Raw genomic sequence first — 20,352 nt, forward strand, 5'->3', positions numbered from 1 at the left:
GTAACAGAGTTTAAAGAAATGCAAGCTGCCATGGCGGTGCCTTTTTCACCCTGAGTTGGTGCTAAACTGTCCAATTTTGAGACAGCCTAAGGATTGAACTTGAAGCGATTTCCAACCTCATCCGCAGCCGTATTCACCATCGCTATTGTCGTCGCGGTCATCGCACTCTACCTCACTATGGGCGCCATCGTGCTCTTCACTAGCGAGCAGCCCATATCCGCACTCAGCCTCATCGCGTGGCTTGGTTCCTCCGGCATTAACTCCGACACCATCGGCTCAACCTCAAACTCAATCTCCGTCATTTTGGGGATACCGACAGCACTTCTGGGTACCATGTTCGCTCTCGTGATTGCCGAACGAGCCCACCGCGTATCCAAACAGACACGCGACCTCGCTGCACGGGCAGAACAGATACAACAACGGCAAAACCGCATCGAGTTGCTCGAACTGCTTGAGTCCCGATTTAAGCCAACAATCCATCTGCTCAACCGACTCGACGCCGAACTCGAAGCGCTCCACTATCTCGGCGTAACCCTCAAGCTCTACCACCGAACGCACTACGCGCACCGCGGCGACAGTGACGATCGCATCCATCTCGCTGAAATGCGCGCACTACCGCACCATATTAACCGACTGCTGGCCGTTCTCGAAGCTTTCCAACACGACCCCGTGGCTCGGGACATCCTGAACAGATGCTGGTCCCCCCGCCTTTGTTCTCATGCAGAGATACCGCCCCAAGAGCGCACCCCACTTTTGGCAAGCCCCATCCACAAGTTGATGTCAGCGCTGGCCGGCTATCAACACGTCGGTTTCTCCGCGTTGCCTCACACGCTGGTCAACTTTCACGGTCCCGAGGGAAGGCTTGAGGCGTTCATGGGCTTGCTGTTCCTCGGCTGGGTATTCACAGACGACCACGACGCCCTACCCCAAGTTGCTGGCCAAAAACCCCAACCCTACAAAGCCAATCCCATCGGGTTGCTACTCACCGACCTGTGGCACAGCCTTCCCACCAAGGAGGCACTGCTGCAGTTATTTGATGACTATCGCTACGGAGCACTGGCAGAAGTCGACAAGAGTTTGCTGGACAATCTCGTCGTCAGTACAAACTATGCTCCGCTGCTCGCAGGCTTGGGGGCAGACGACAACGACGTGATCGCAGGCATCGAATACCTTGAAGGCTTAATGAGAAAGAGTAAGCGAAAGATACGGCGCACTGAGGATATCGTTATCCAGCGCCGCACCCGCGCACTCTATATGGACTACTTCTATCACGGCCGCAATGGATACGTTGAGCTAGAGTTTCCGGTTGAGCGCCCAGGCCGACCGCTAACCGAGGAGCGGTTGAAAGAAATGGCCTCTCAAGACACGGAACTGTACGCCCAAGCCGGCTATGTCCGTAATGAGGGAATCTTTTATTCTACCTAGCTTTAGATGCTGCAGTTGAGCTTCCCGGTCACGCCGGCAAAATTTATACTTTACTGATCTGCACCGATGGTCGGCATCGCTTTTAGCGATTTCACGCCATAGCCCCAGCAGAGAAACTTGTAACGTATATCGAGCAAAATGCCTTTGCCGGTTGGGCGAGTCTCAAGCGCATCGCTCCCACAATACCTACAGCAGTGCGCATCATCCGCCTGTGCGGCCATGCAGTTCTGGCAATGTGCAGCATGGCTATGCCCTTCCAGCGCGAGCTCTTCCCACTGTTTGGCTAACCAATCAATGCGCTCTCTCTCCGATGAAGGGACAGTTTCAAGTTCCTTTCGCCTTTGTTCCTGTTGTGCGGCGTACTCTCGATCGCTGGCCAGCCTTTTTTCTTCAATCTTCCTGAGTTCTGCCTCGCGATGGTCCATGAAGGCCTTCCGCATAGAGGTTTCTCTGGGATGGTACAACCAGCGGTTATGCTCAGCGGATCCGAGCAGTTTTTCTTGAAGTGCCTGACGAAACCCTTGTTTGTGCTGCTGGTACAGGAGATGCGCAATCACCAGATTCATCTCAATGACAGGTTTTCGCTCACTTTTACACTCTTGCGGGATTTCGGCTACTCCGAACGTAGCGATCACTCCCAGCGAGGCGTTTGCCACCTTCAGGTCTGCATAGAGTTGTGTCTCTGCTGCATTTTCTCTTACCGACACGACTTCATAGCTGATTTGGCGGGACTCAGTAACCTGCCTTTCTTCAGCATCCCACTCGCCGGGATTCAAAACGATCTGGTAGTCAGTCGTGACGAGCGAGGCTCCCTCCCGGAAGATCCTTCCAACCATCCACAGGACGGCCCTCTTAAAGCTGGCCGGGCAAGGCTCTTCTTTCTTTGCCGCGTGGGAAAAGTGCTCCCTGTTCGTCTCGCCCCGACGGGCAACTACCGCTTCGCCACCGCCACCAGATTTTGCGCAAGGGTGCCCACACCGAAGTAGGTGTGGGGTGAATTGCGCAGATGAGCGCTAGCTCATCTTGTTTTGACAATAGTGAAACCCTCACTACAATACTGTATATGCAGCCAGTTATTCTGAAAGCCTACAAGTTCCGTCTCGATCTGACATGCGAGCAATCCGCGCGAATGACAGAACTTGTTGGCTGCGCTCGATGGGCCTGGAATAAAGGCCTGGATCGATGTTTAAAGCTACTGGATTCCGGCGAGCGGATACCAGGACAGACTGCGATTACTTACTGGGTGAAGGAATTTCGTGACAACCCAGAGCATGCGTTTCTAAAGACCTCTTACACCGACAACCTCCAGCAAAAGCTGCGCGACCTCAGCCTTGCCTGGCAGCGTTACTTTGACCCAAAGTTAGAGGCCTCTCGCCCTGTCTTCAAAAAGAAACATGTCGATTCTGACAACAGTATTCGCTTCGTCAATTTCAGCAAATACTGCAAAATCGACAATCGGCGCGTGAAACTCCCAGGCGGATTGGGCTGGTGCCGCTTCAGAAAGTCGCGAAACATCGCCGGGAAAATTAAAAACTGCACGATCACCCGAAACGCCGGCCACTGGTTTATCAGCTTCCAGGTTGAGCAGAAGGTAGAGCAGCTCGCCCATCCGTCGACCAGAGAAGTCGGCATCGACATGGGCGTTGCTAAGTTTGTCACGCTCTCCGATGGCACGAGCATCAAGCCGCTTAACATCTATCGGAAATACGAACAACGCCTCGCCAAGGAACAGCGCCGCTTGGCCAAAAAGGTGAAATTCTCTAACAACTGGCGCAAACAGAAACAACGCATCACTCGTTTGCACAGCAAGATCGCTCATTGCCGCAACGACTTCCTGCACAAAGCCTCGACCGAGATCAGCAAAAACCACGCGATGATTGTGATCGAGGATCTACGCACGAAGAATATGAGCCGATCGGCTAAGGGGACAATTGATGCACCTGGCACCAACGTGAAAGCCAAGAGCGGACTGAACAAATCAATCCTCGATCAGGGGTGGTACGAGTTCCGTCGTCAGCTTGAATACAAGCAGGCCTGGTTGGGTGGCGACGTGCTGGCGGTGCCAGCACATCACACCAGTCAAACCTGCCCGGCCTGTGATCATGTGAGTCCGGATAATCGCAAAACACAGGCGAATTTCACCTGCGTTCAATGCGGCCACCAAGACAATGCGGATCGTGTTGCTGCGATTAATATTTTAGCCCGCGGACGGCGGGTGTTAGCCTGCGGAGAGTCCTCACTGGATGACTCAATGAAGCAGGAACCTGTGCTACCTCGCGAGGGGCTGGCACCCAGCGCAGCGATAGCTGCGTAAGGAATCCCCCACCGACGCTAGGTGGGGGAGGACGTCAAAAAACAAGCACACACAGCCGCAAGCGGCGCCGCGCTCGACCTCTTCAGGTCCAACAACGCGATCGCTTTGCTCGTGTCTTGCAAAGGGGATTAACAGTTCGCTCATGGGATTATTCTATCGCTCGTTTCACGCTAAGCAATCATGTGCGCGAACATATAGCGATGATTCTTCTGACTCCGCGTTACACTCTTCCACTCCCTGTAAACCAGTGCGCCGCAGCTTTCCCTCGAAATTGGCGCCCTCCCAACTGAACTGATATAAATCGGTATTGTGAGTATCAATGACCACTAGGGGCATTGTGATGAGCATGGGATATCGAGTATTCATTGTTGAGGCGGACGGCTCCATCAAACGCCTTCCAAATGCTGCATGGGAGCGCTTTTTTCTCCGCGGAGAACCCGAACTCAAATCACACGCAGGACGCGACGTTCTCTTCGCGATGGCGTATTACACACGCGAAGGGCGACAACCCCAGAAAATTATTCGAATTGATGCCAGTCGATGCACGGCCAATACTGATGGCAGCATTAATGAGACACGCGCACATGATGCTATGCGTGCCGCGTTAAGCCGACTATCAGAGTCTACTCAATACCCGGACCCGACGGCGACCAGCAATCAAGTGGTTAACGCGCAAGACAAGTTCGAGGCGCGACGAGACGAATACTTCCATCCTGATCTGTCTATCAAGGTCAAAAACCGCATTATCGAGGCGATATTTCGTTAGCGCCTACGCTGCATCACACTTTTCCGTAGGCATCCGGCGACCCGTTGCACGATGCAAAGTGATTTTCGGCCAGCGCCGATCTGCGTACGCCCCCCAAGTGCCGCGATGATATATTTCTACCGCACCACTTGCTAATGACTCCATGAGCGACTTTTCTTCCGATTCACAGACGTCCACACACTGATTTGGCCCGATAACGCGCTGTAGGGCCCCGGTACCGCTCCAGAAGTACTCCCGGCCGGTGAAGATATCTTCAGCAAAGGGACGCAGCCAGCCGCGTTCTCCGCAGAGGGTTGTACCGGTGTTCTGCCAGGCAGCAACGACATCTTCGACGGTGTGCCCGAGGGTGGGAATGGATTTCTTCATGTAGTACTCCTGCAAAGGTTTTACTACTACCCTACCTCGGTTTCTCAAACTGCAAGTTCATGTAAGATATTGAATCGAACTACTTCAGGAGCTCGTTGCTTGGCGACTGCAAACTTTAAATTCGATGTTGGGCAGGACCGTCTAGCTGTAGAACTTACCCCGCTCGGCAATGAATTCGTCTACTTGAATGGCCGGCTGTTGCGCCAATCTCGTCGGTACAAGCTAAAAACGAGCTATTCAGTCAACATAGGGGATTCCGTCTATAAGCTAGACATACGGGTTGGCAATCCACTCACAGGCAGAATTGAGTGTCAGCTGTCCGTTGATGGCGTCGTGGTTGATGCGCAATATACGACGGCAAAGCTCAGCGAGAAGAATAAATCTCTGAGTGGGGTTTTGCTTTTGATATCCTGTGGTCTACTTGGGGCATTAATCCCTGTGATGGGCAGCTGGGTGTGGCTAAGTCCGTTATTATTCGTTCTTTGTGTTGCCATATCGTTGGCCGGCCGAGAGCGTATCTATCCCATCCATCGCAAAAGTGGCTAATGCCAATAGCTTGAATATCAGGAGAAATGATGAGAAAGGATTCGGGGCTAGCCATTGTAGGCGGCTTGTCGGCGTTCGCCGGGTTGGTATTCCTGATGTCAGGCCACTCTGGCAGTGATATCAGCCTGTATGCTAACTATGGAATTCGAGGCGCCCATGCCGAACCAGCGGAGTCCGACGGTGCCGCAATCTTCTTAGGCTTGGTGGCCTTGGGGATCGGTGCCTTCTTTCTGAAGGAGTCCGGCTACTTCAATCGAAGTAATGATTAATCTGTCAAAACCAGATGCCGCCCCACTCCGTCGCACAATTCCCTATTGAGCTACCATCAGTCGGTTTCGCTGGCGCTCCCCATATTCTATGCTGTATTGCAAAGCCAAGCCGTGAGGGAGCATCGTGCCCACCTACCTGAAATCGTCCGTGAATCTAGGTCCAATTCGGCTGAACCTTTCAAAAAGTGGACTTGGCGCATCTGTTGGGATCACCGGTTTTCGCCTTGGTATCAGACCCGACGGCCGAAGCTATATCCACATTGGGCGACACGGCTTTTATTATCGAGAGGAGCTGGGCCGGGTGTTCAATGCTCCCGAGGCACGCCCCCTGCCAAGCGACCATACCGCCCCGAACACCGCACAATACTCCCCAAGCCCATGGTCCAACACCGCCAATGAACTTTCAGCGGAACAAAAAGTGTTTTGCGAATCTTTCGTCGCCATCTCCAAGCAAGCTGAGTCTCCAGACACCCCGCTGCCGATGAATCGCTATGGCTGGGGGACCATGATTGCCGGTAGCGGCGCAGCCATGGCCGTGCTTACCGGCCTAACTATGATGAACACGCCCTATGGCTGGCGCCGACTGGTGCTCGGCGCCATACTCGCCTATGTCGCAACATACTTGTACTACCGTAATCCTGAAAGACCAACCAAGGACGAAGCCCCTGGCGAGGACGAAACAAAAGAAACTCCTCGTCTTCACTTTGAGTTCCCAAGTGAAGCCGCACACGACGCTTACAGCCGAAAGTGCAAAGCCCTGCAGCAACTCGCGAGCTTACCATGGTTAGAATTCATGAAATCGGAGACACGCTTGGCGTCACCTGGCGAATGGCGGCGCAACTCCAATGCTGCTAGCACCTTCACCAGCACACCGATTGCTGCATCACGCTGGAACCCAGACGACGTTGAATGCAACCTCCCGATCTACCAGTTTGAAATACCCACTGGCTTTAGCTCAACTCACTGGTATTTCCTGCCAGAGTTCATCCTCGTCCGAACCGCAGATAGTATGGAGGCTCTGCTCTACAGCGACCTCGCCGTAAACGCCCGATCAGTCGCTGTCGTCATGGACCGAGCCCCAGAAGGCGCCACTGTGATTGAGGACACTTGGACCTACACCAACAAAGATGGCTCCCCCGACTTGCGATTTAATAGCAACCATAAGAAAAGCGTTGTGGACATCGGCGAAATCGCCTTCACGTACAAGGAGAAGAGCTTCACCGTACTCATCGCGGATAGCATTTTGGCAAAGAAAATAGCTGGAACGTTTGAAAATGCACGAAAGGGGCGAAAGAGCTTCTCCGCGTTTGACCTGTAAGAACAGGGACACATAATGTGGTCTTTTCAGCAGCTATGTGATCTGTGTATCGACGCTTTGGATAAATCGGCAACGTAGAGCTCAAGTGGGTGACTATGGCGAACAATTGGAATATCCCTGCATCGCTGGAGGCCGAAGTTCGTGAACGCGATACGGTTTGCGTGTACTGCAGGAAAGAGTTTCTTCCGCCCAAAGAATCGGTCAAGCAATCTGCCAGCTGGGAGCACATCATCAACGATGCCACGATCATTACGCGGGAGAACATTGCCCTGTGTTGTCGAGGCTGCAATGCGAGTAAGGGGCAAAAGCAGCTTTCGGTATGGCTTCAGTCGGAGTATTGCAAAGTCAGGGGCATTTCACCCCAAACTGTAGCACCGGTTATTAAACAGGCGATCGCAAATGAACTATGAGTATTTTTTTGAAGTTAGGAGTAATCATTGAAAGCTTTCGCAGTAAAACATCTCGCTTATGAACACGGCCCCCTGTCTAAGATATTACCCGAAGTAGAAAAACAGCCTTATTCCCTCACCAGCAAACAGCACGAGGCGAACGAGGCCGCGCAAGGCAACTTTGTGTATGTGATCGAAGTTGTGCGCGAAGATGGCAGTACGATCTACCGGTTGGGCTACAAGTACCGTTCAACGGATGTCCACAAAAGAGCCGGCGGCGCTCTCTGGGAGGGCGTATTCATTTACAAGAATACGGTTCGCTATGGTGAAGCATCGGATGGTATGTATTTCGATTCGCCCGTAGAAATCACCGATAGTGAATTCTATGACTGGTTCCGCGGCGAGACCTTGGGCATGACACATATACCGGACGATTTAGTGGGCGTTTTGGACGCAATATTCGCTGATCCGAAGAATCATGCTAAACCATTCAAACGATAGATCGTGGTAGTTGCCACTACCGTGCTCCGGAATCAAGCGATAGGAATTTATGCCAGCTCCGAGAATCACACTGACAGACCTCAAGAAGGGCATCGCTCGTTATAACGACGGTGACCGGCCGTGGACACAAACGCTGAATCGCGTCGATTGGTTCATTATTTTCGAGGAGGAGCTCTACCCCCTAAAGTACACGTATGCCTTATCAGCTGATCTTCCCCCCGCGAAATACTCAACGGATCAGGTAAAGGCAGCTATGAAAGACCTCGGTATCCCCTTTCATAGTCTGAAAGCGGAGCAGGAAGAATGGGAGACGTTTTATCAGCATGTGAGGCTGGCCAGCAAAGACCCCGCCGCCCGGAAAAAACGTCTGCAAGACGCGGATCCCAACCCCAAAACACGCTATGTGACACGCATTGAGCATGTCCGCAATCCCGACGTCGTGGCGGAAGTCCTAGAACGCGCCGCGGGCACCTGCGAACGCTGCCAGAAGCCCGCCCCCTTTCTTCGTGCCTCGGATGGCACGCCGTACCTCGAAGTGCACCATAAGGATATGCTGGCGAATGGGGGTGAGGATACGGTCGAGAACGCCGAGGCACTTTGCCCCAATTGCCACCGGGAGCGCCACTACGGGCAGTGAACACTGGCCGACTAGTTTAGAATCTGCTGCTGGGGTGATGCAGATGAGGAAATTTTATGAGCCAACCTGACTACTACCACATCCTCGGTCTTGTGCCGGACGCGGAGGACGCGGTGATTCGTGCAGCCTACCGCGCTTTGATGGCAATTTATCACCCTGATAGAAACAGCGACGAAAATGCCGCTGAGAAAGCTCAGCAGATTAATGCTGCCTATGACGTGCTATCGGATCCGGTCAAGCGAAAACAATATGACGAGTCCCGAGCAGAGGACTCGCACAACGCCTCCTCCGATGAGTTTGAAAACGACCAACCCTTCTCGACCAGCCCTATCGACAAGCCCTGGGCGGTCGCATGCGAGTTTTACCCCCGCATCGATGCGATTTCGAAGGATTTAGAAAAGCTCTCATGGCGGATTTCTTTTGCTTTCAAGCTTCTCCTTTTGGAGAGAAAACGGTTTGATGACGCAAAGGAAATTGCCAACAAACTTAAGGGGGAATACCTGTCGAGATATTTCGGGTCTGACAAAGAGATTCAGGCGTATGCCGAACATCTGATTAAATCAGGCCACAAGGAGGCAGCGCTTTATCTCAATGAGATTGTGAATGTGATGGGCCGTAGTGTTAGTTCCTTTAGCATTAAGCATCAGGTTGAGAAACGGTACGAGGGCGTGAGCAAGGTCGTTGAGTCGCGGCATTACTATGGGAAAATCAAGTATGGCGACGGTCTCTTCAATTCCAACATGGCGCATGCTCTGGTGCGGCTTCACGGCGGAACCGTGAAAGACCGTTTTTTTAGCGCGCGTGTAGACGTTGAACTCGATGGCGAGTCGATGTCTTTCGAGGACGGCCATGCATTTTGCAAGTTCGTCCTAGAACGCTTCCGTGCCTACGCTTGAACTGTCGTTGTGGAACACTCCTTTAGTATCGTCTCAAGCTCGACGAGCTGCTCGTGATGAAGCAAGATGGCACCTGAGGCTGCGGCGAGCTTCTTGGCGGACGGCGTGAAACTCGCGTTCGTTACAACAACGGCGTAGTCCGCCCCAGCGAATTGCTTTCCGCTCAATGCTTCCTGAACCGCCTTGTTGCCGACCGGGGAGCTATATTTTTTGCACTGTATCACTACCGAAACTCCCTCTTTTCGTGCCTCGATATCGATACCCTGGTCGCCAGAGGCTTGTGATACGCGCGCATCCCAACCGGATGCCTGTAGCAATGATGCGCAAAAGTGTTCGTATTCAATTCCATCCATGGCCTCCTCGTAAGGCAGCGCTTGTGCACTTTCTTGCGCATTCCTGGCGATCTGATCCACGATCTCGGCAATCTCGTTGCCTGATAGGTGAACGCCAAGCTTGGCGTCAATAGCGTTTTCGGGGAATGGATTAACCTTTTTATTCACAAAGGTTTCGATTTCTTTTTTCCAAGCAATGTCGTCGATATCGCCGTAATCGTCTTTGATGATGAGCTGTCGGCGTTTTCGGGCAAGCACATCGGCATAACGCTTGGACACGGATTCGATGTGTTTACGTTGACGTTGAAGCAGCTCGTCTTTTCGTTCTTCTTCCTGCTGGCTGCCGGCGACCGCGCCCCAAAAAATGGCGATAAGCACGCCCAGACCAAATACTACTCCAGCGCCGTCTTTGTCGAATCCAAATGCCGCGATACCCGATCCGATGAACACCATGATATAGATACGCGCTACAATCTCTTGGATGTCTATCGCTTCCTTGATCTCGCTCTCCCCCTCTATGGCATCGTGGATGTCGGAGGGCGCTGGCTGCTCATCAGGCGTGCATTTTGGGCAGGTGATAATCGATCGTGTATCCCGCACGAGCGGGCCGGAACATGTGGGACACGTTTCGCCAGTAGGCACGGTTAGCATTTTTGATAGGGCTCCTAGAGTTCTTCTTTGAGTAAAAAGTCGTCAGAGAGGCATTAATTAGCTGGGTAGACTCACGATTTTCATGTTGGCTTGGGTGTCTTACTGTCGTGCTTAATTCGATTTTACGTCGGGCAGGATGGAACTGCGCTGTGAATTTTATAACGCAGGACTATAGCGTCAAGGGGGTTGTCTTGATGGCAACAGTGACCGTTAAGTCATCCTGCGACCATTTCAATATGGCGATCGACTATCGTTGGCTGGCGCCTCTATGATGCGTCAAAGAAAAGCCCAGAGGGGTGAGCGGTTCCGCGAGTCACTTAAGGTTCAGGAGAGTTCTTGGCCCCAAAGAAGGCTAACGACTTGCGAAGACTTTCTAACTTCAAATAATCGTCTTCAGACGTGTCTTCCATAAAAAAGTCGATCATGTCGAGAGCGGTATATCCTTCCCGATCGGGTATATTCAGCAGCTCTGCCAGGTTGTCAGAGGCGGCAACGATACGCAGTGAGGTCAGCAGCCCATTTATATACCTCATTGAACTATCGTAGTTATCAATAAGAAGGTGAAGGAAGTGATACTGCGCCTGCTTATCGCAATAGAATTGCGGCCAATGGCGATGGTAGTTTCGTAGTATCCCGTGCTCTTCCATGAGGGTTACAAATTCCTCGAAGGTATAACTTCCTGAGCAAAGCTCCATGGAAATCCGGTTTAATTCGCTATCGCTCAGCGACCCGGGCGGTCGTGTTTGGGGCCCCTGTTTTTCCCGTTCGATCGGTGAGAGATAGTTTGTGTGTTTATCAGCGTGTAGTTGCGGGTCCTGTTGCGCAGGGTTGGCCGTCGCAGGCTGTATGAGCGAGACGTATAAAGCGATAACGCCATAGCGCCATAGCCACTGATACGCGTGACCTCGACGCTGTTGAGACGTATCAGCACCGGTCTTATACATCGGTATTAACCTCAGCATTATTCATGTTGGCCAGAAGCCATTGCTCAGGCTCAGTCGGAGAGCGTCCGAAGCGCTCCGCCCACGGCGCCCTCTCCATCCTTCCTGCCTTCGTAAACGCCTCGGCCGTATCGAGCCGCTGCCAACTACCCTCGACATAGATCGCCGCAGCCACGGGCAGATTTCTACGGTTTTTCAGCATCACGACGGGTGAGCGTTCGTAGTCTCCGTAGGAAAAGGTCATGCCGTCGGGCGTGTTCTGGGGACGATTCATAGCACTCTCCTTTTATAGGTACCCAGCATACACCGAAAACACCTCACCAAACCCTAAATGTTATACCACCCCCAGACGGGGCACCCACCACAACCGCCACTCCGAACCACCCCCCTACCCCAACGCACTCCGTAGCCCTACCCCTCAACCCTATCGACCCCCTCGCGTGCGCGCGAGGCCAGGAAAGGAAAGGAAAAGGAAGGAAAAACAAGGTCTATCAGGGTGGCACGGTGCTCGATGGAGGGAGGGGTGTGGGGGTACAGCTGGGGGTGGTATAACTTAGATGGGTGGCACGGGCTAGATGGAGGGTGCCGGAGGCTCTAGCTGGGGGTGGTATAAGTTAAAGCGGGATCCAGCGCTATAAAATCGCCTCATAACGCCGCAAAAAAGCGACCGTCTCAGGTAGCCTTTGCTTTTGCAAAAGGTCCAAATACGCCTGCACGGTGAACGGCGGATTACGCAAACTGCGCCGATGCAACTGCGCCCCCTCGATCACGGCCGCCGCATTAATCGTCGCCAGTTCACTAACAAACTGGTCGGGGTGAATCGCCACGATATCCAGCGGCCCCAACACCTCCTTGGGAAAGTCTTTTAGATTGAACGTCACGATCGCTTCCGCCCGTGTTTTGATCGCGCAAGCCACAACGTGACGGTCATCCGGGTCTGGCAATTCGATCGAGGGAATCAGCGACTCATATCCCGACACCACACAGCCCGGTACATGGCTGTCCATCCGATCTCGGACGCCCTCCAGTTGCTCACGGCTTAAATCCGGGCGCTCCAGAAGCACGTTGCGAATCCACTCCTCGTGGATATCCGCACTCCAGCGAGCCCTAAATTCTTCCGACACAGCCACGTACATCAAAAACGAACGCAGCTCCGCCGGATACAGCACATTGGCATCAAATACGACGGTGTAGTTGGAGCTCATTTGTAGCCCAGGCCCAACTCCTGATCGATCTGGGATAGGCTCTCCAGAGCCTCCAGTCGCTTAGCACGCAGCGCCGCCTGATAGGTACGCACATCCGCATAGCGCACTTTGCGTCGATTACCCACCTGCGTATACGGGATCGCGCCCTCATCGAGCAACTTAACCAGCGTCGGACGCGACATGTTCAGCAAATCCGCAGCCTCCTGAGTCGTCAACTCAGCGTGCACCGGCACCAGCTGCACCGTATTGCCATCACCCAGCTCCGTCAGAATGTCTACCAATAAACGCAGGGCCGATACCGGTAAGGACACGACATGGTCTTTGCCTTTCGGGTCGGTAATAGCCACCTTCTGAACCGACGCCCCCGTCGCCAAAAATGCAGACAGCTCGCGGCTCGATGCCTTAGATAGCGCAACTTCTTCCGGTGTTGGTAATTTGGCGTCAAGTCTATTCATGGCAAACTCATGCTGGCTGTATTCCGATGAGCCCATATTATTCGAAATATTCGAAAGCGTCAATATTCGAAATATCCGAAAGCCTAGTGGCAGCAAGGCTTTCAAGCTGGCCCGCCATCCATACATCCTTGCGCCTGGGCTAAGGGAGCTCTTCTCGCCGCATCGCCCTGATCTTCGCCGCCTGGCGCTGGTCTTTAATGAAGGCCGGAATCATCCATACGGCAAAACCGCCACCTACGACCACGGGAAACAATAGACCCACGGCCATTGTCATGTTGCCGTCTTGAACGGCCACCACCGCCGCTATGGCCGCAGCAAAGGGAGGAATGGCCAGAAAAAGGACGACTAGTGCGCTGACGCAAATCGCGGTTATAGAGTCACGTAACGCTGAATCGTTTTTCATCGTTGTTTTCTCCGTCTCTGCGAGAAGTCATTCAGGGCCGGGAAAAGAATGGGCGCCTTAAGCGCCCGGCATGGCCTAGAAGTGAATGTTAAGGCCGGCGCTATAGTAGTTCACATCTTCCTCAATCACCGTGTACTCCAGTTCGAGCGAGGCAGCTTCGCCCAGACGAAAGCCCAGACCAATACCGCCACTAAGACCACTGTCGTCCATAGAGACAAAATCGTTTTCGAGGTCTTCACGCAAGATACCCAGCTTGCCTTTGAAATACGCGTCGCCTTCAGAGCGGTAAGTACCGTAGAGCGCCAACGTTTTGAAATCCGCGGTGTAGGCACGTCCGTTAATCACAAAGTCAACATCCGCTCGGTTGTACTCAACCTCAACGCCCGCACCACTCTGACCTTGGTAACCGAAAACGATACCCAGCGGAGCGTCTGCATCGAAAATGGATGAATCGATATCCATGTTGCCGGTCTTAATACCGACAAAACCACCCGTTTTGTCTGCAGCAAACGATCCTGCAGTCGCACTGAGGGCCAGCAACGCAATAGCGAGTTTCTTCATTTGAAATCCTTTCTCTACTGATAAAAAAACGCGTGCTTCAAACACGCGCAGAGAGCCTATCATTGGTGCGAATAGTTGTGCAGCACAAAAACAGGCAACCAGAGATTAACAGTCGATATCTACCCTTTACACCACCCCTATCCCTCTTTTCACTCTCGCCCTATTGACGCTACGACTACGTCTGGCAACCTGTAAGACACAAATAAAACAGTAAGAGGAAATCTATGCTGCATCGTATTTTCCCAATCGTGCTCGCCTTAACGATGTCTGCCTGCGGTGGGGGTGGCGGTGGTAGTAGCGGTGGCGGTAACGGAGAGACATCAACACCAACCAATAACACCGGCGGAGCACCAACCGTTTCTGACACTCCGCTCACATGGGGACAAACAACCTGAGGAGGATCCGCTGAATGGAGCTCATCAAACTAGTTAGTCTAGGGGTAGGCGCTGCTTTGCTTTGCAACGTCGCTACAGCAGGATTACCGCACACCTTTCGCAACGGCGAGGTAGCTGATGCAAATCATGTGAACGAAAACTTTCAGGCGCTGGATCGGCGAATTGGGAGCTTGGAGTCTGCGGCAAGCAGTACCGGCAGTGGCTCAACGCAACAAACACACCACCCCTATACCCGCAACGCAATAGCTACCAACATCGGTGATGTAATCACAATTAATGGTGCCGAATTTGTCATCGTCGGACATCCGTTCATTGATTTTAAAGACAACAGCCGCCACATCCTCAAATTCCCTGTGGGAACATGCCAAGGCGCTGATTTTTTCTGCACCGGGAGTGTAAAGGCCCATTCTCTCAACACCTACCATGCTTTTGAACCACCAGCCCAGCAGTTTACGATTGATGGTTACCCTGCCATGGTGTCACTTTTTGAGAATCGAACCTACTCAGCCGTGGCCCACCGTAATTCCAGCACCAATCAGTATGAACACCGCTATCGGGTCACTGACAGCTTGAGCGCTAGCATCTCGCTGGGCATAGGCGATACCACGGTCTTAGTCGGAATCCCTCACGCCTTGTTTCGAATCGATCGTCAAGCGCAAACCCTGGTAGTGACCGATGACGCCGATTATCGAGATGAGATCGATTGGGCCGCTGTTGAAGGCCATGCCATCAATTTTAATGAACTGCACAAGTTCTTCGACTACATCTCAGTCGTTGACGTGCCAGCGCCTTAACAGCACGGTGTCTCATGATCTCTCGGGAACAGGCTTTTGATCTGGCCACGCAGCACGCTAACGAGCTCCGCCCCGGCACGTTTGTCACCAAGGTATTGCATCCCGATGAAATCACCGGCCGGAACCCGGTTCTATACGGCATAGCGTTAGAAAACTGCTGGATTGCGTACTTGAAACCGCGTGATCCCTATTTTATTCGCGACAGTGAGATTATTGTGATCGATCGCAATCTAGGTCGCGTTCTTTATCATGGTGGTGCAAATGATGAAGGCTGAAGGGGATCACACAATTGGGTTACACATTATCTTGCGAGTCCTACTTTGCATCCCATAAATCTGCAATTCAATACGGTAACGACGGCTCAAAACGAAAAGCCCGGACAAGCCGGGCAACATCGGCATTAAGCTTTCAGCCACCATCACCCGGATAAGGCGTTTGAATAGTCAGATCATCTTTATGCGTCAGAGGTGCATGGTAGTAGACGTAGTTTTCGACCATCTGGGAGCTATTCTCACTCACGCGCTCAAAAATGTTGCTGCCAACCTGGTAACCGGTATAACTGATGCAATCCGGATGGCTTACGATCGAGCATGGCAGAACTGGTTGCTCATTATCGTAGGGGCCGTGGTAATGGCCAACCCCAAACTCCAAGCCAATTTCATGGGCCTGCTTGTTGGTGTGGTTCTGCGCCAGGGTCTCTGCAAGCGCCAGGGTCTCTGCAAGCGTCAGGTCATAGGCAGAAGTCGGTCCGGCGAGAATAAAGGCGGCAACAGTGGTCACCAGTCGTTTCATGCAATTTTCCTTTTTCTTCATTGGCAGTGTTATTAGTCGATGATTCGCGCTGTATCGACAGCGTTTGCGAGGCGACAATTATTCAGGTCGCGCACCCTATGTCAAACGGAGTAATGCGCAAATCTCCAACAACGTAGTTCTCAGTTAATTATCTCCACGCTAGAATATTTGCAACACAGGCGAACCCTAACGCTCACGTCTTTTTACTGCGCTTAAAGATGTCAATCTCACCGAAAATCTACGTAACAGCAGTGCGGTATAAAAATACCGGGCAAGCGTTTGCGCTTCGATCGCATTTCTAATTCAATATAGTCAGTGACCTAGTCTATCGGTTGGCTAAAGGAGGATATTGTGGTGAGAACTTTCTTTCTGATACTAGTTTTATGTCTGCCAACAATCGGCCATGCCGATGTATATATAGATCCTGCTTTCACCAGTGGGAATCGCTATCAGTCGCTGACGAGCGCCGAGCAGATGGGATACGTCGCAGGTGTTGTAGACGGACTGAAGCTGGCCCCCACGCTTTCAGCGGACAAAGCCGACATGAATTGGTTTCGGACTTGTATCGACGACATGGTAGCCACCCAGATCAAAGCTATCGTCGACAAATTTCTCGCCGAGAACCCAGCTCGCTGGCATCAAGGGATGCATACAACGATATATGCATCCCTAGTGGGCGTGTGCCCAAGAAGCTAATGACCGAACAAGTGCTCGTCTTTCTTAAGATTTCGACAGCTTATAAGGAAATAGCACCGGTACTGTATCAATCAATGTGATACCCCAGGTACATATCTTCAGGGTAGTCACCATGATCATCAGGGTCATAGTAATCTCGCTCTGCCTTTAGTCGCCTACGCTCGGCATCTCTTACCTGACCTTGTCTTCTTAGCATCTCGTTTCTCTTGTCTTTCGACCCCTGTGCTTCGAAATAGCGATCAAGGTCACTTTCGTTATTGATAAAACTTTCGGAAAAACGTAGTAAACCCTCGAAAAGGTTGAACGTGGTGTGAGCTAGATAATGCGCAACTGCCTTTTCAATATCTGAGGATCGTTGGTGAAAGCTATAAGGTTTTAGTTCTTCGATATCGTTGCTACGGATCATTTCGATGTCTATGCCATTTTTCCTTATAAAGATGTAAGCGACTCTGGACTGATTGGCTTTGCCGAATACGGCTCGATATTGTCGACGCTTTGTCTTCATAGGGACCCATCCGTGCGCTCTCAATTCTTTACTAAAGGCTTCTGGGCTTGATAAGCCATAGGTAGTAGGCGCGCCATCAGGAACAATATATTGACCAACTGCATTCTGGCTAGCTTCCTCAAGCAGGCACTCAATCCTAGCTTTGCAGTCCCAGTTCAAATACTCAATGCTACGAACCGATGCGTACCTAAGCTTTCCATCCGCTCTGCGAATTATGACACTATCTCCGGGCCTAATATCAGTTCGGAAACACTCCACTGGATACTCGTCGCTTGAGCCATCAAAGCCCACAAATGCAATTATGTAACTCATAGATACCTTACTTTTCCGTGGCTCAATGTTTTTTTAAAGAATCACGTAGCGGTTAGGCATAATTACGCCAGTTTATTTAGCATGCGTCTCACTCAAAGACCATCTGCTCTTTACCCTGCGACCCTAATGCCAGCTGCTCCTCTGCCAATGATGCAACCACATATACAAGAGACGCCCACTGCACCAGCATCCGATAGCTGCTGGCCAACTCGTTCCACCCTCGGTCCCTGCTTCAGCTTTGTATGGCCTGTTCAAGCTCCTCCCATAGCGGCTCACACAGCCCTGGACGATAGAGCGACTGACGGAAGACTTCGTGCTCTTTCTGGTACATCGCCAATTTGTCCAACCGGTGCATTTCGTGGCAAGCCTGAACATTCGCCAAACGATCTGCCACCTTTACTACCAAGGCTATTTGGAGTTCCTCCTTAACCCGCGCCATCTTTTGATACGTCTTTATTTTTCGTAGAGCGCGGTTCTCCCCTTCCTCGTCCGAAAGTATTTCAACAGCGTCGGCAACGAGCTTGCCGTAAAGCCTCTCAACCTGTGTGATAGTGACCCCAGTGTCTTCCACAACGTCGTGCAGGTAACCAATGACCTGCGCCTGCTCACCGTAGGGTTCAAGTAGGCCTACCACCGCATCGAGGTGGGTGTGGTAAGGAAGGTCCCCGTATAGCTGGTTGCCATGAGCAGCAACCGCAAATGAACGCGCTTTATCAATCATGAATATCTATCCGTAGTACCCATCGCGTAAGTTTCTTAGCGGCCGCCCGGGGCCCTACTGGTCACCTGAATTTAACGACCATATCTTTGCGGGTTCGCACAAAGGCCGATATACGTGGCCATTGCTCCTCCGTAATATCGAGCTCGCCAGCGCGGTACCGATCTTCCATCTCGCTCACAATCTCGTTGAGCTCTCGCAACGTATCGCAGTTAGCTATCTCCGATAATAGCTCGTCGATGCTGCCCAATCTCCCTGCTTCCGCTGTCATCTATCAGTACCTACTCTTTAACTTCTTTCTTGGCGAGCTTGGTGTGGGTCGCAATCAGAAGACATCCTGCCACCAAATCAATACCTGCCCAGATGTCCTTGGGAAGGTGCACCGGGATAAACGGATTGAACAAGATCGCAACCAGCCCAAATACCCAAGGCAGTACCGGTTCCTTTTGCTCGTGTAAGACGAAAGCCCCCCAAACAAAGACAATCGTCGCGACTATTCGCAGGAACGTGTAGTACCCGTAAGGTAGAGGCATGAATCCGAGCAGCAATAATCCCGCAGCAATAAAGATGACTGGCAATGGCATCAGATGCGGGCCTCACCGGTGCGCATCATCAGAAAAATGCCTGACACGATATAGCCGAAGATGGCAAAGCCGAACGCCACTGGGATCGAGATATCGAATACAAACATGGTGATGAACGCACCCAGACCGAATGCAGATCCGAGCAGCATCATCCGCTTTGTTTGGCTGTTACTTTTTGACATCAAAACCTCGCGCTTTGGATACTATTAATGCGTGTTTTTCGCGCTTTTCTCATGCGTTTAAATGCTACCATGAAACTGCGTTTTTATTGACCCAATAACGGATTCCCATGCTGGGAAATGTGTTGACCACGTGTAGTTAACGGCTTCTTATTTTTTGTAATTTTAGGGAGGCGCCTTGCATGTCTTCGCTACCCAGTAAAATAACAAGCAACACCCTTCTATAACTAACGAGGCCCGCCTTGCGCATGCAAACTGTTCTACGTGTACTTTGTGGCATTGTCCTGTCATTCACCGCAATCACCTCACTCGCCCAACCCACATCGTTCAGCGATTCGAAGTATGAGGCACGTACCTACGTATACTCTGACCGCAACGACGACGGCGACTTCTACTGCGGCTGCAACTGGCGCTGGGTAGGCCGGTCCGGCGGACGTACCGAGCTGGACTCATGCGGCTACAAAGTGCGTGCCCAGGCTACCCGGGCTGCGAGAACTGAGTGGGAGCATGTCGTACCGGCGTGGGTTATGGGCCATCAGCGCCAATGCTGGCAGTCCGGCGGACGGAAAAACTGCACTGCTAATGACCCTGTATTCGAGATAATGGAAGCCGACCTGCACAACTTGGTCCCCGCCGTCGGCGAAGTAAACGGTGATCGCTCCAACTACAGCATGGCCGAGATACCCGACGCCGCACCTCAGTATGGCGCCTGTGACGCCGAAACTGACTTCAAAGGCCGAAAGTTCGAGCCTCGCGACGAAGTGAAAGGACAAGTTGCCCGCATCTATTTCTATATGGCAGATCGATACAACCTCCGCCTCTCAAAGAAAGATCAGCGCCTTTTCATGGCATGGGACCGGATGTATCCAGTTACTGCGTGGGAGCGAGAACGTGATCGCCGAGTGGCGCGTCGAATGGGACACTCGAACCCCTTTGTCACTGGAGAGCGAAGATGGTCGATTGGCTACAAGCCTTCTGGCGACGGATTGGGTAACTTCACCGTCGCAAACGTGAGCAACGCCGGCCATGACTACGGAAAAGAAGGATCGGTGAGGGGCAACCGCAATAGTAAAGTCTATCACTTGCCCGAAGGATGCCCCAGCTACGATCGCGTGAGCCATAAAAACCGTGTAACTTTTTCATCTGAGGCAGACGCAATTTCTGCAGGATTTAGAAAAGCTGGCAATTGCCGATGAAGAACGCAAAATAGACAATAAGTATAGGAAGGGAATCATGAGAGTTATCAGCTCGTTAGTCATCGCGATGTGTATCGATAACGCGCAGGCAGCTGTTTATAAATGTGAAACTGTTGAATTGCATCCAAAACTGACCCACTAATCCCCTAGATTTGCATCGAATATTGACCCACGTATAAACCCTCCCTGCCGATTATTTGAGCAGG

Annotated in this window: 28 protein-coding genes; 13 read left to right on the forward strand and 15 right to left on the reverse strand. The window is 52.0% G+C overall.

Translation table 11 applies throughout. From position 1 onward, the window contains the following. Nucleotides 1-99 precede the first annotated feature (99 nt). Nucleotides 100-1,425, forward strand: a complete 1,326-nt coding sequence (locus tag FHR99_RS15925) for a hypothetical protein (RefSeq protein WP_183411741.1) — start codon at nt 100-102, stop codon at nt 1,423-1,425. Nucleotides 1,426-1,475: 50 nt separating this feature from the next. Here the strand turns inward: FHR99_RS15925 and FHR99_RS15930 are convergent, their stop codons facing one another. Then, on the reverse strand, nt 1,476-2,261 hold the full coding sequence (locus FHR99_RS15930; protein ID WP_183411742.1) for a hypothetical protein: 786 nt from the start codon (nt 2,259-2,261) through the stop codon (nt 1,476-1,478). Nucleotides 2,262-2,488: 227 nt separating this feature from the next. Between FHR99_RS15930 and FHR99_RS15935 the strand changes: the two genes are divergently transcribed. Together FHR99_RS15935 and FHR99_RS15940 are read left to right on the forward strand one after the other, a co-directional pair. Beyond that, a complete protein-coding gene (locus FHR99_RS15935) occupies nt 2,489-3,739 on the forward strand; it encodes an RNA-guided endonuclease InsQ/TnpB family protein (protein ID WP_183411770.1) in 1,251 nt (416 codons plus the stop codon). 340 nt (nt 3,740-4,079) lie between these two features. Further along, on the forward strand, nt 4,080-4,505 hold the full coding sequence (locus tag FHR99_RS15940; RefSeq protein WP_183411743.1) for a hypothetical protein: 426 nt from the start codon (nt 4,080-4,082) through the stop codon (nt 4,503-4,505). Between the two features lie 3 nt (nt 4,506-4,508). On the opposite strand, the gene FHR99_RS15945 is transcribed toward FHR99_RS15940, so the two are convergent. Next, nucleotides 4,509-4,871 carry a hypothetical protein gene (locus FHR99_RS15945; RefSeq protein ID WP_183411744.1) on the reverse strand — a complete coding sequence of 121 codons (363 nt, stop codon included), beginning with the start codon at nt 4,869-4,871 and terminating at the stop codon, nt 4,509-4,511. Nucleotides 4,872-5,446: 575 nt separating this feature from the next. Here FHR99_RS15945 and FHR99_RS15950 point away from each other — a divergent pair. From FHR99_RS15950 to FHR99_RS15975, 6 genes are all read left to right on the forward strand, one after another. Then, nucleotides 5,447-5,686: a hypothetical protein gene (locus FHR99_RS15950; protein ID WP_183411745.1), complete on the forward strand. Its 240-nt coding sequence runs from the start codon at nt 5,447-5,449 to the stop codon at nt 5,684-5,686. Between the two features lie 124 nt (nt 5,687-5,810). Then, nucleotides 5,811-7,004 (forward strand): DUF4236 domain-containing protein, encoded by a 1,194-nt coding sequence (locus tag FHR99_RS15955; protein ID WP_183411746.1) that lies wholly within the window; start codon nt 5,811-5,813, stop codon nt 7,002-7,004. Between the two features lie 95 nt (nt 7,005-7,099). Continuing rightward, nucleotides 7,100-7,414, forward strand: a complete 315-nt coding sequence (locus FHR99_RS15960; protein ID WP_183411747.1) for an HNH endonuclease — start codon at nt 7,100-7,102, stop codon at nt 7,412-7,414. A 27-nt stretch (nt 7,415-7,441) separates the two neighbouring features. Further along, entirely contained in the window at nt 7,442-7,894 is a 453-nt protein-coding gene (locus FHR99_RS15965) for a hypothetical protein (protein ID WP_183411748.1), read from the forward strand. Nucleotides 7,895-7,943: 49 nt separating this feature from the next. Next, a complete protein-coding gene (locus tag FHR99_RS16625; protein WP_183411749.1) occupies nt 7,944-8,531 on the forward strand; it encodes an HNH endonuclease in 588 nt (195 codons plus the stop codon). A 56-nt stretch (nt 8,532-8,587) separates the two neighbouring features. After that, nucleotides 8,588-9,427 carry a J domain-containing protein gene (locus tag FHR99_RS15975; protein WP_183411750.1) on the forward strand — a complete coding sequence of 280 codons (840 nt, stop codon included), beginning with the start codon at nt 8,588-8,590 and terminating at the stop codon, nt 9,425-9,427. Here FHR99_RS15975 and FHR99_RS15980 read toward each other — a convergent pair. Further along, nucleotides 9,418-10,410, reverse strand: coding sequence for a restriction endonuclease (locus FHR99_RS15980; RefSeq protein WP_183411751.1), 993 nt, complete (start codon nt 10,408-10,410; stop codon nt 9,418-9,420). The two genes, FHR99_RS15975 and FHR99_RS15980, sit on opposite strands and share 10 nt — an antisense overlap. Before the next feature lie 149 nt (nt 10,411-10,559). Between FHR99_RS15980 and FHR99_RS16520 the strand changes: the two genes are divergently transcribed. Continuing rightward, the gene (locus FHR99_RS16520) at nt 10,560-10,682 is read left to right on the forward strand and encodes a hypothetical protein (RefSeq protein ID WP_281388679.1); all 123 of its coding nucleotides are present in this window, start codon (nt 10,560-10,562) and stop codon (nt 10,680-10,682) included. A gap of 45 nt (nt 10,683-10,727) precedes the next feature. On the opposite strand, the gene FHR99_RS15985 is transcribed toward FHR99_RS16520, so the two are convergent. The 6 genes from FHR99_RS15985 to FHR99_RS16010 form a co-directional block, all read right to left on the reverse strand. Continuing rightward, the gene (locus tag FHR99_RS15985) at nt 10,728-11,354 is read right to left on the reverse strand and encodes a hypothetical protein (protein ID WP_183411752.1); all 627 of its coding nucleotides are present in this window, start codon (nt 11,352-11,354) and stop codon (nt 10,728-10,730) included. Then, nucleotides 11,347-11,625 (reverse strand): hypothetical protein, encoded by a 279-nt coding sequence (locus FHR99_RS15990; RefSeq protein WP_183411753.1) that lies wholly within the window; start codon nt 11,623-11,625, stop codon nt 11,347-11,349. The genes FHR99_RS15985 and FHR99_RS15990 overlap by 8 nt, the downstream gene beginning before the upstream one ends. 358 nt (nt 11,626-11,983) lie before the next feature. Continuing rightward, nucleotides 11,984-12,556, reverse strand: a complete 573-nt coding sequence (locus FHR99_RS15995) for a PIN domain-containing protein (protein ID WP_183411754.1) — start codon at nt 12,554-12,556, stop codon at nt 11,984-11,986. Further along, complete coding sequence (locus FHR99_RS16000; RefSeq protein WP_183411755.1) at nt 12,553-13,011, reverse strand: helix-turn-helix domain-containing protein; 459 nt, start codon at nt 13,009-13,011, stop codon at nt 12,553-12,555. The genes FHR99_RS15995 and FHR99_RS16000 overlap by 4 nt, the downstream gene beginning before the upstream one ends. 139 nt (nt 13,012-13,150) lie before the next feature. After that, nucleotides 13,151-13,414, reverse strand: a complete 264-nt coding sequence (locus tag FHR99_RS16005) for a hypothetical protein (protein WP_183411756.1) — start codon at nt 13,412-13,414, stop codon at nt 13,151-13,153. A 75-nt stretch (nt 13,415-13,489) separates the two neighbouring features. After that, the gene (locus FHR99_RS16010; RefSeq protein ID WP_183411757.1) at nt 13,490-13,975 is read right to left on the reverse strand and encodes an outer membrane beta-barrel protein; all 486 of its coding nucleotides are present in this window, start codon (nt 13,973-13,975) and stop codon (nt 13,490-13,492) included. Nucleotides 13,976-14,384: 409 nt separating this feature from the next. Between FHR99_RS16010 and FHR99_RS16015 the strand changes: the two genes are divergently transcribed. Together FHR99_RS16015 and FHR99_RS16020 are read left to right on the forward strand one after the other, a co-directional pair. Next, complete coding sequence (locus FHR99_RS16015; RefSeq protein WP_183411758.1) at nt 14,385-15,164, forward strand: hypothetical protein; 780 nt, start codon at nt 14,385-14,387, stop codon at nt 15,162-15,164. Nucleotides 15,165-15,178: 14 nt separating this feature from the next. Beyond that, on the forward strand, nt 15,179-15,439 hold the full coding sequence (locus tag FHR99_RS16020) for a hypothetical protein (RefSeq protein ID WP_183411759.1): 261 nt from the start codon (nt 15,179-15,181) through the stop codon (nt 15,437-15,439). Nucleotides 15,440-15,572: 133 nt separating this feature from the next. On the opposite strand, the gene FHR99_RS16025 is transcribed toward FHR99_RS16020, so the two are convergent. The 6 genes from FHR99_RS16025 to FHR99_RS16050 all read right to left on the reverse strand — a co-directional run bounded on the left by FHR99_RS16025 (nt 15,573) and on the right by FHR99_RS16050 (nt 18,953). Next, entirely contained in the window at nt 15,573-15,956 is a 384-nt protein-coding gene (locus FHR99_RS16025; protein WP_183411760.1) for a hypothetical protein, read from the reverse strand. Between the two features lie 763 nt (nt 15,957-16,719). After that, nucleotides 16,720-17,469, reverse strand: coding sequence for a hypothetical protein (locus tag FHR99_RS16030; RefSeq protein WP_183411761.1), 750 nt, complete (start codon nt 17,467-17,469; stop codon nt 16,720-16,722). Between the two features lie 232 nt (nt 17,470-17,701). Next, entirely contained in the window at nt 17,702-18,190 is a 489-nt protein-coding gene (locus tag FHR99_RS16035) for an HD domain-containing protein (RefSeq protein ID WP_183411762.1), read from the reverse strand. A 61-nt stretch (nt 18,191-18,251) separates the two neighbouring features. Then, nucleotides 18,252-18,458 carry a transcription-repair coupling factor family protein gene (locus FHR99_RS16040; RefSeq protein ID WP_183411763.1) on the reverse strand — a complete coding sequence of 69 codons (207 nt, stop codon included), beginning with the start codon at nt 18,456-18,458 and terminating at the stop codon, nt 18,252-18,254. 10 nt (nt 18,459-18,468) lie between these two features. Next, on the reverse strand, nt 18,469-18,771 hold the full coding sequence (locus FHR99_RS16045; protein ID WP_183411764.1) for a DUF6804 family protein: 303 nt from the start codon (nt 18,769-18,771) through the stop codon (nt 18,469-18,471). After that, nucleotides 18,771-18,953, reverse strand: coding sequence for a hypothetical protein (locus FHR99_RS16050; protein ID WP_183411765.1), 183 nt, complete (start codon nt 18,951-18,953; stop codon nt 18,771-18,773). Before FHR99_RS16050 ends, FHR99_RS16045 begins: the two co-directional genes overlap by 1 nt. Before the next feature lie 245 nt (nt 18,954-19,198). Here FHR99_RS16050 and FHR99_RS16055 point away from each other — a divergent pair, with 245 nt between their 5' ends. Further along, nucleotides 19,199-20,146, forward strand: coding sequence for an endonuclease (locus FHR99_RS16055; protein ID WP_183411766.1), 948 nt, complete (start codon nt 19,199-19,201; stop codon nt 20,144-20,146). Nucleotides 20,147-20,352: the final 206 nt, after the last annotated feature.

Source organism: Litorivivens lipolytica, assembly GCF_014191715.1.
Taxonomy (GTDB): Bacteria; Pseudomonadota; Gammaproteobacteria; order Pseudomonadales; family Spongiibacteraceae; genus Litorivivens; species Litorivivens lipolytica.

What these genes read in the sequence shown, in the direction of transcription:
- FHR99_RS16020 (WP_183411759.1), top strand. Translation starts at nt 15,179, where the DNA reads ATGATCTCTCGGGAACAGGCTTTTGATCTGGCCACGCAGCACGCTAAC.
- FHR99_RS15960 (WP_183411747.1), top strand. Translation starts at nt 7,100, where the DNA reads ATGGCGAACAATTGGAATATCCCTGCATCGCTGGAGGCCGAAGTTCGT.
- FHR99_RS16000 (WP_183411755.1), bottom strand. Translation starts at nt 13,011, where the DNA reads ATGAATAGACTTGACGCCAAATTACCAACACCGGAAGAAGTTGCGCTA.
- FHR99_RS15940 (WP_183411743.1), top strand. Translation starts at nt 4,080, where the DNA reads ATGAGCATGGGATATCGAGTATTCATTGTTGAGGCGGACGGCTCCATC.
- FHR99_RS16045 (WP_183411764.1), bottom strand. Translation starts at nt 18,771, where the DNA reads ATGCCATTGCCAGTCATCTTTATTGCTGCGGGATTATTGCTGCTCGGA.
- FHR99_RS16040 (WP_183411763.1), bottom strand. Translation starts at nt 18,458, where the DNA reads ATGACAGCGGAAGCAGGGAGATTGGGCAGCATCGACGAGCTATTATCG.
- FHR99_RS15945 (WP_183411744.1), bottom strand. Translation starts at nt 4,871, where the DNA reads ATGAAGAAATCCATTCCCACCCTCGGGCACACCGTCGAAGATGTCGTT.
- FHR99_RS16010 (WP_183411757.1), bottom strand. Translation starts at nt 13,975, where the DNA reads ATGAAGAAACTCGCTATTGCGTTGCTGGCCCTCAGTGCGACTGCAGGA.
- FHR99_RS16055 (WP_183411766.1), top strand. Translation starts at nt 19,199, where the DNA reads ATGCAAACTGTTCTACGTGTACTTTGTGGCATTGTCCTGTCATTCACC.
- FHR99_RS16050 (WP_183411765.1), bottom strand. Translation starts at nt 18,953, where the DNA reads ATGTCAAAAAGTAACAGCCAAACAAAGCGGATGATGCTGCTCGGATCT.
- FHR99_RS15990 (WP_183411753.1), bottom strand. Translation starts at nt 11,625, where the DNA reads ATGAATCGTCCCCAGAACACGCCCGACGGCATGACCTTTTCCTACGGA.
- FHR99_RS16625 (WP_183411749.1), top strand. Translation starts at nt 7,944, where the DNA reads ATGCCAGCTCCGAGAATCACACTGACAGACCTCAAGAAGGGCATCGCT.
- FHR99_RS15995 (WP_183411754.1), bottom strand. Translation starts at nt 12,556, where the DNA reads ATGAGCTCCAACTACACCGTCGTATTTGATGCCAATGTGCTGTATCCG.
- FHR99_RS15975 (WP_183411750.1), top strand. Translation starts at nt 8,588, where the DNA reads ATGAGCCAACCTGACTACTACCACATCCTCGGTCTTGTGCCGGACGCG.
- FHR99_RS15930 (WP_183411742.1), bottom strand. Translation starts at nt 2,261, where the DNA reads ATGGTTGGAAGGATCTTCCGGGAGGGAGCCTCGCTCGTCACGACTGAC.
- FHR99_RS16025 (WP_183411760.1), bottom strand. Translation starts at nt 15,956, where the DNA reads ATGAAACGACTGGTGACCACTGTTGCCGCCTTTATTCTCGCCGGACCG.
- FHR99_RS15980 (WP_183411751.1), bottom strand. Translation starts at nt 10,410, where the DNA reads ATGCTAACCGTGCCTACTGGCGAAACGTGTCCCACATGTTCCGGCCCG.
- FHR99_RS16005 (WP_183411756.1), bottom strand. Translation starts at nt 13,414, where the DNA reads ATGAAAAACGATTCAGCGTTACGTGACTCTATAACCGCGATTTGCGTC.
- FHR99_RS16035 (WP_183411762.1), bottom strand. Translation starts at nt 18,190, where the DNA reads ATGATTGATAAAGCGCGTTCATTTGCGGTTGCTGCTCATGGCAACCAG.
- FHR99_RS15985 (WP_183411752.1), bottom strand. Translation starts at nt 11,354, where the DNA reads ATGTATAAGACCGGTGCTGATACGTCTCAACAGCGTCGAGGTCACGCG.
- FHR99_RS15935 (WP_183411770.1), top strand. Translation starts at nt 2,489, where the DNA reads ATGCAGCCAGTTATTCTGAAAGCCTACAAGTTCCGTCTCGATCTGACA.
- FHR99_RS16015 (WP_183411758.1), top strand. Translation starts at nt 14,385, where the DNA reads ATGGAGCTCATCAAACTAGTTAGTCTAGGGGTAGGCGCTGCTTTGCTT.
- FHR99_RS15950 (WP_183411745.1), top strand. Translation starts at nt 5,447, where the DNA reads ATGAGAAAGGATTCGGGGCTAGCCATTGTAGGCGGCTTGTCGGCGTTC.
- FHR99_RS16030 (WP_183411761.1), bottom strand. Translation starts at nt 17,469, where the DNA reads ATGAGTTACATAATTGCATTTGTGGGCTTTGATGGCTCAAGCGACGAG.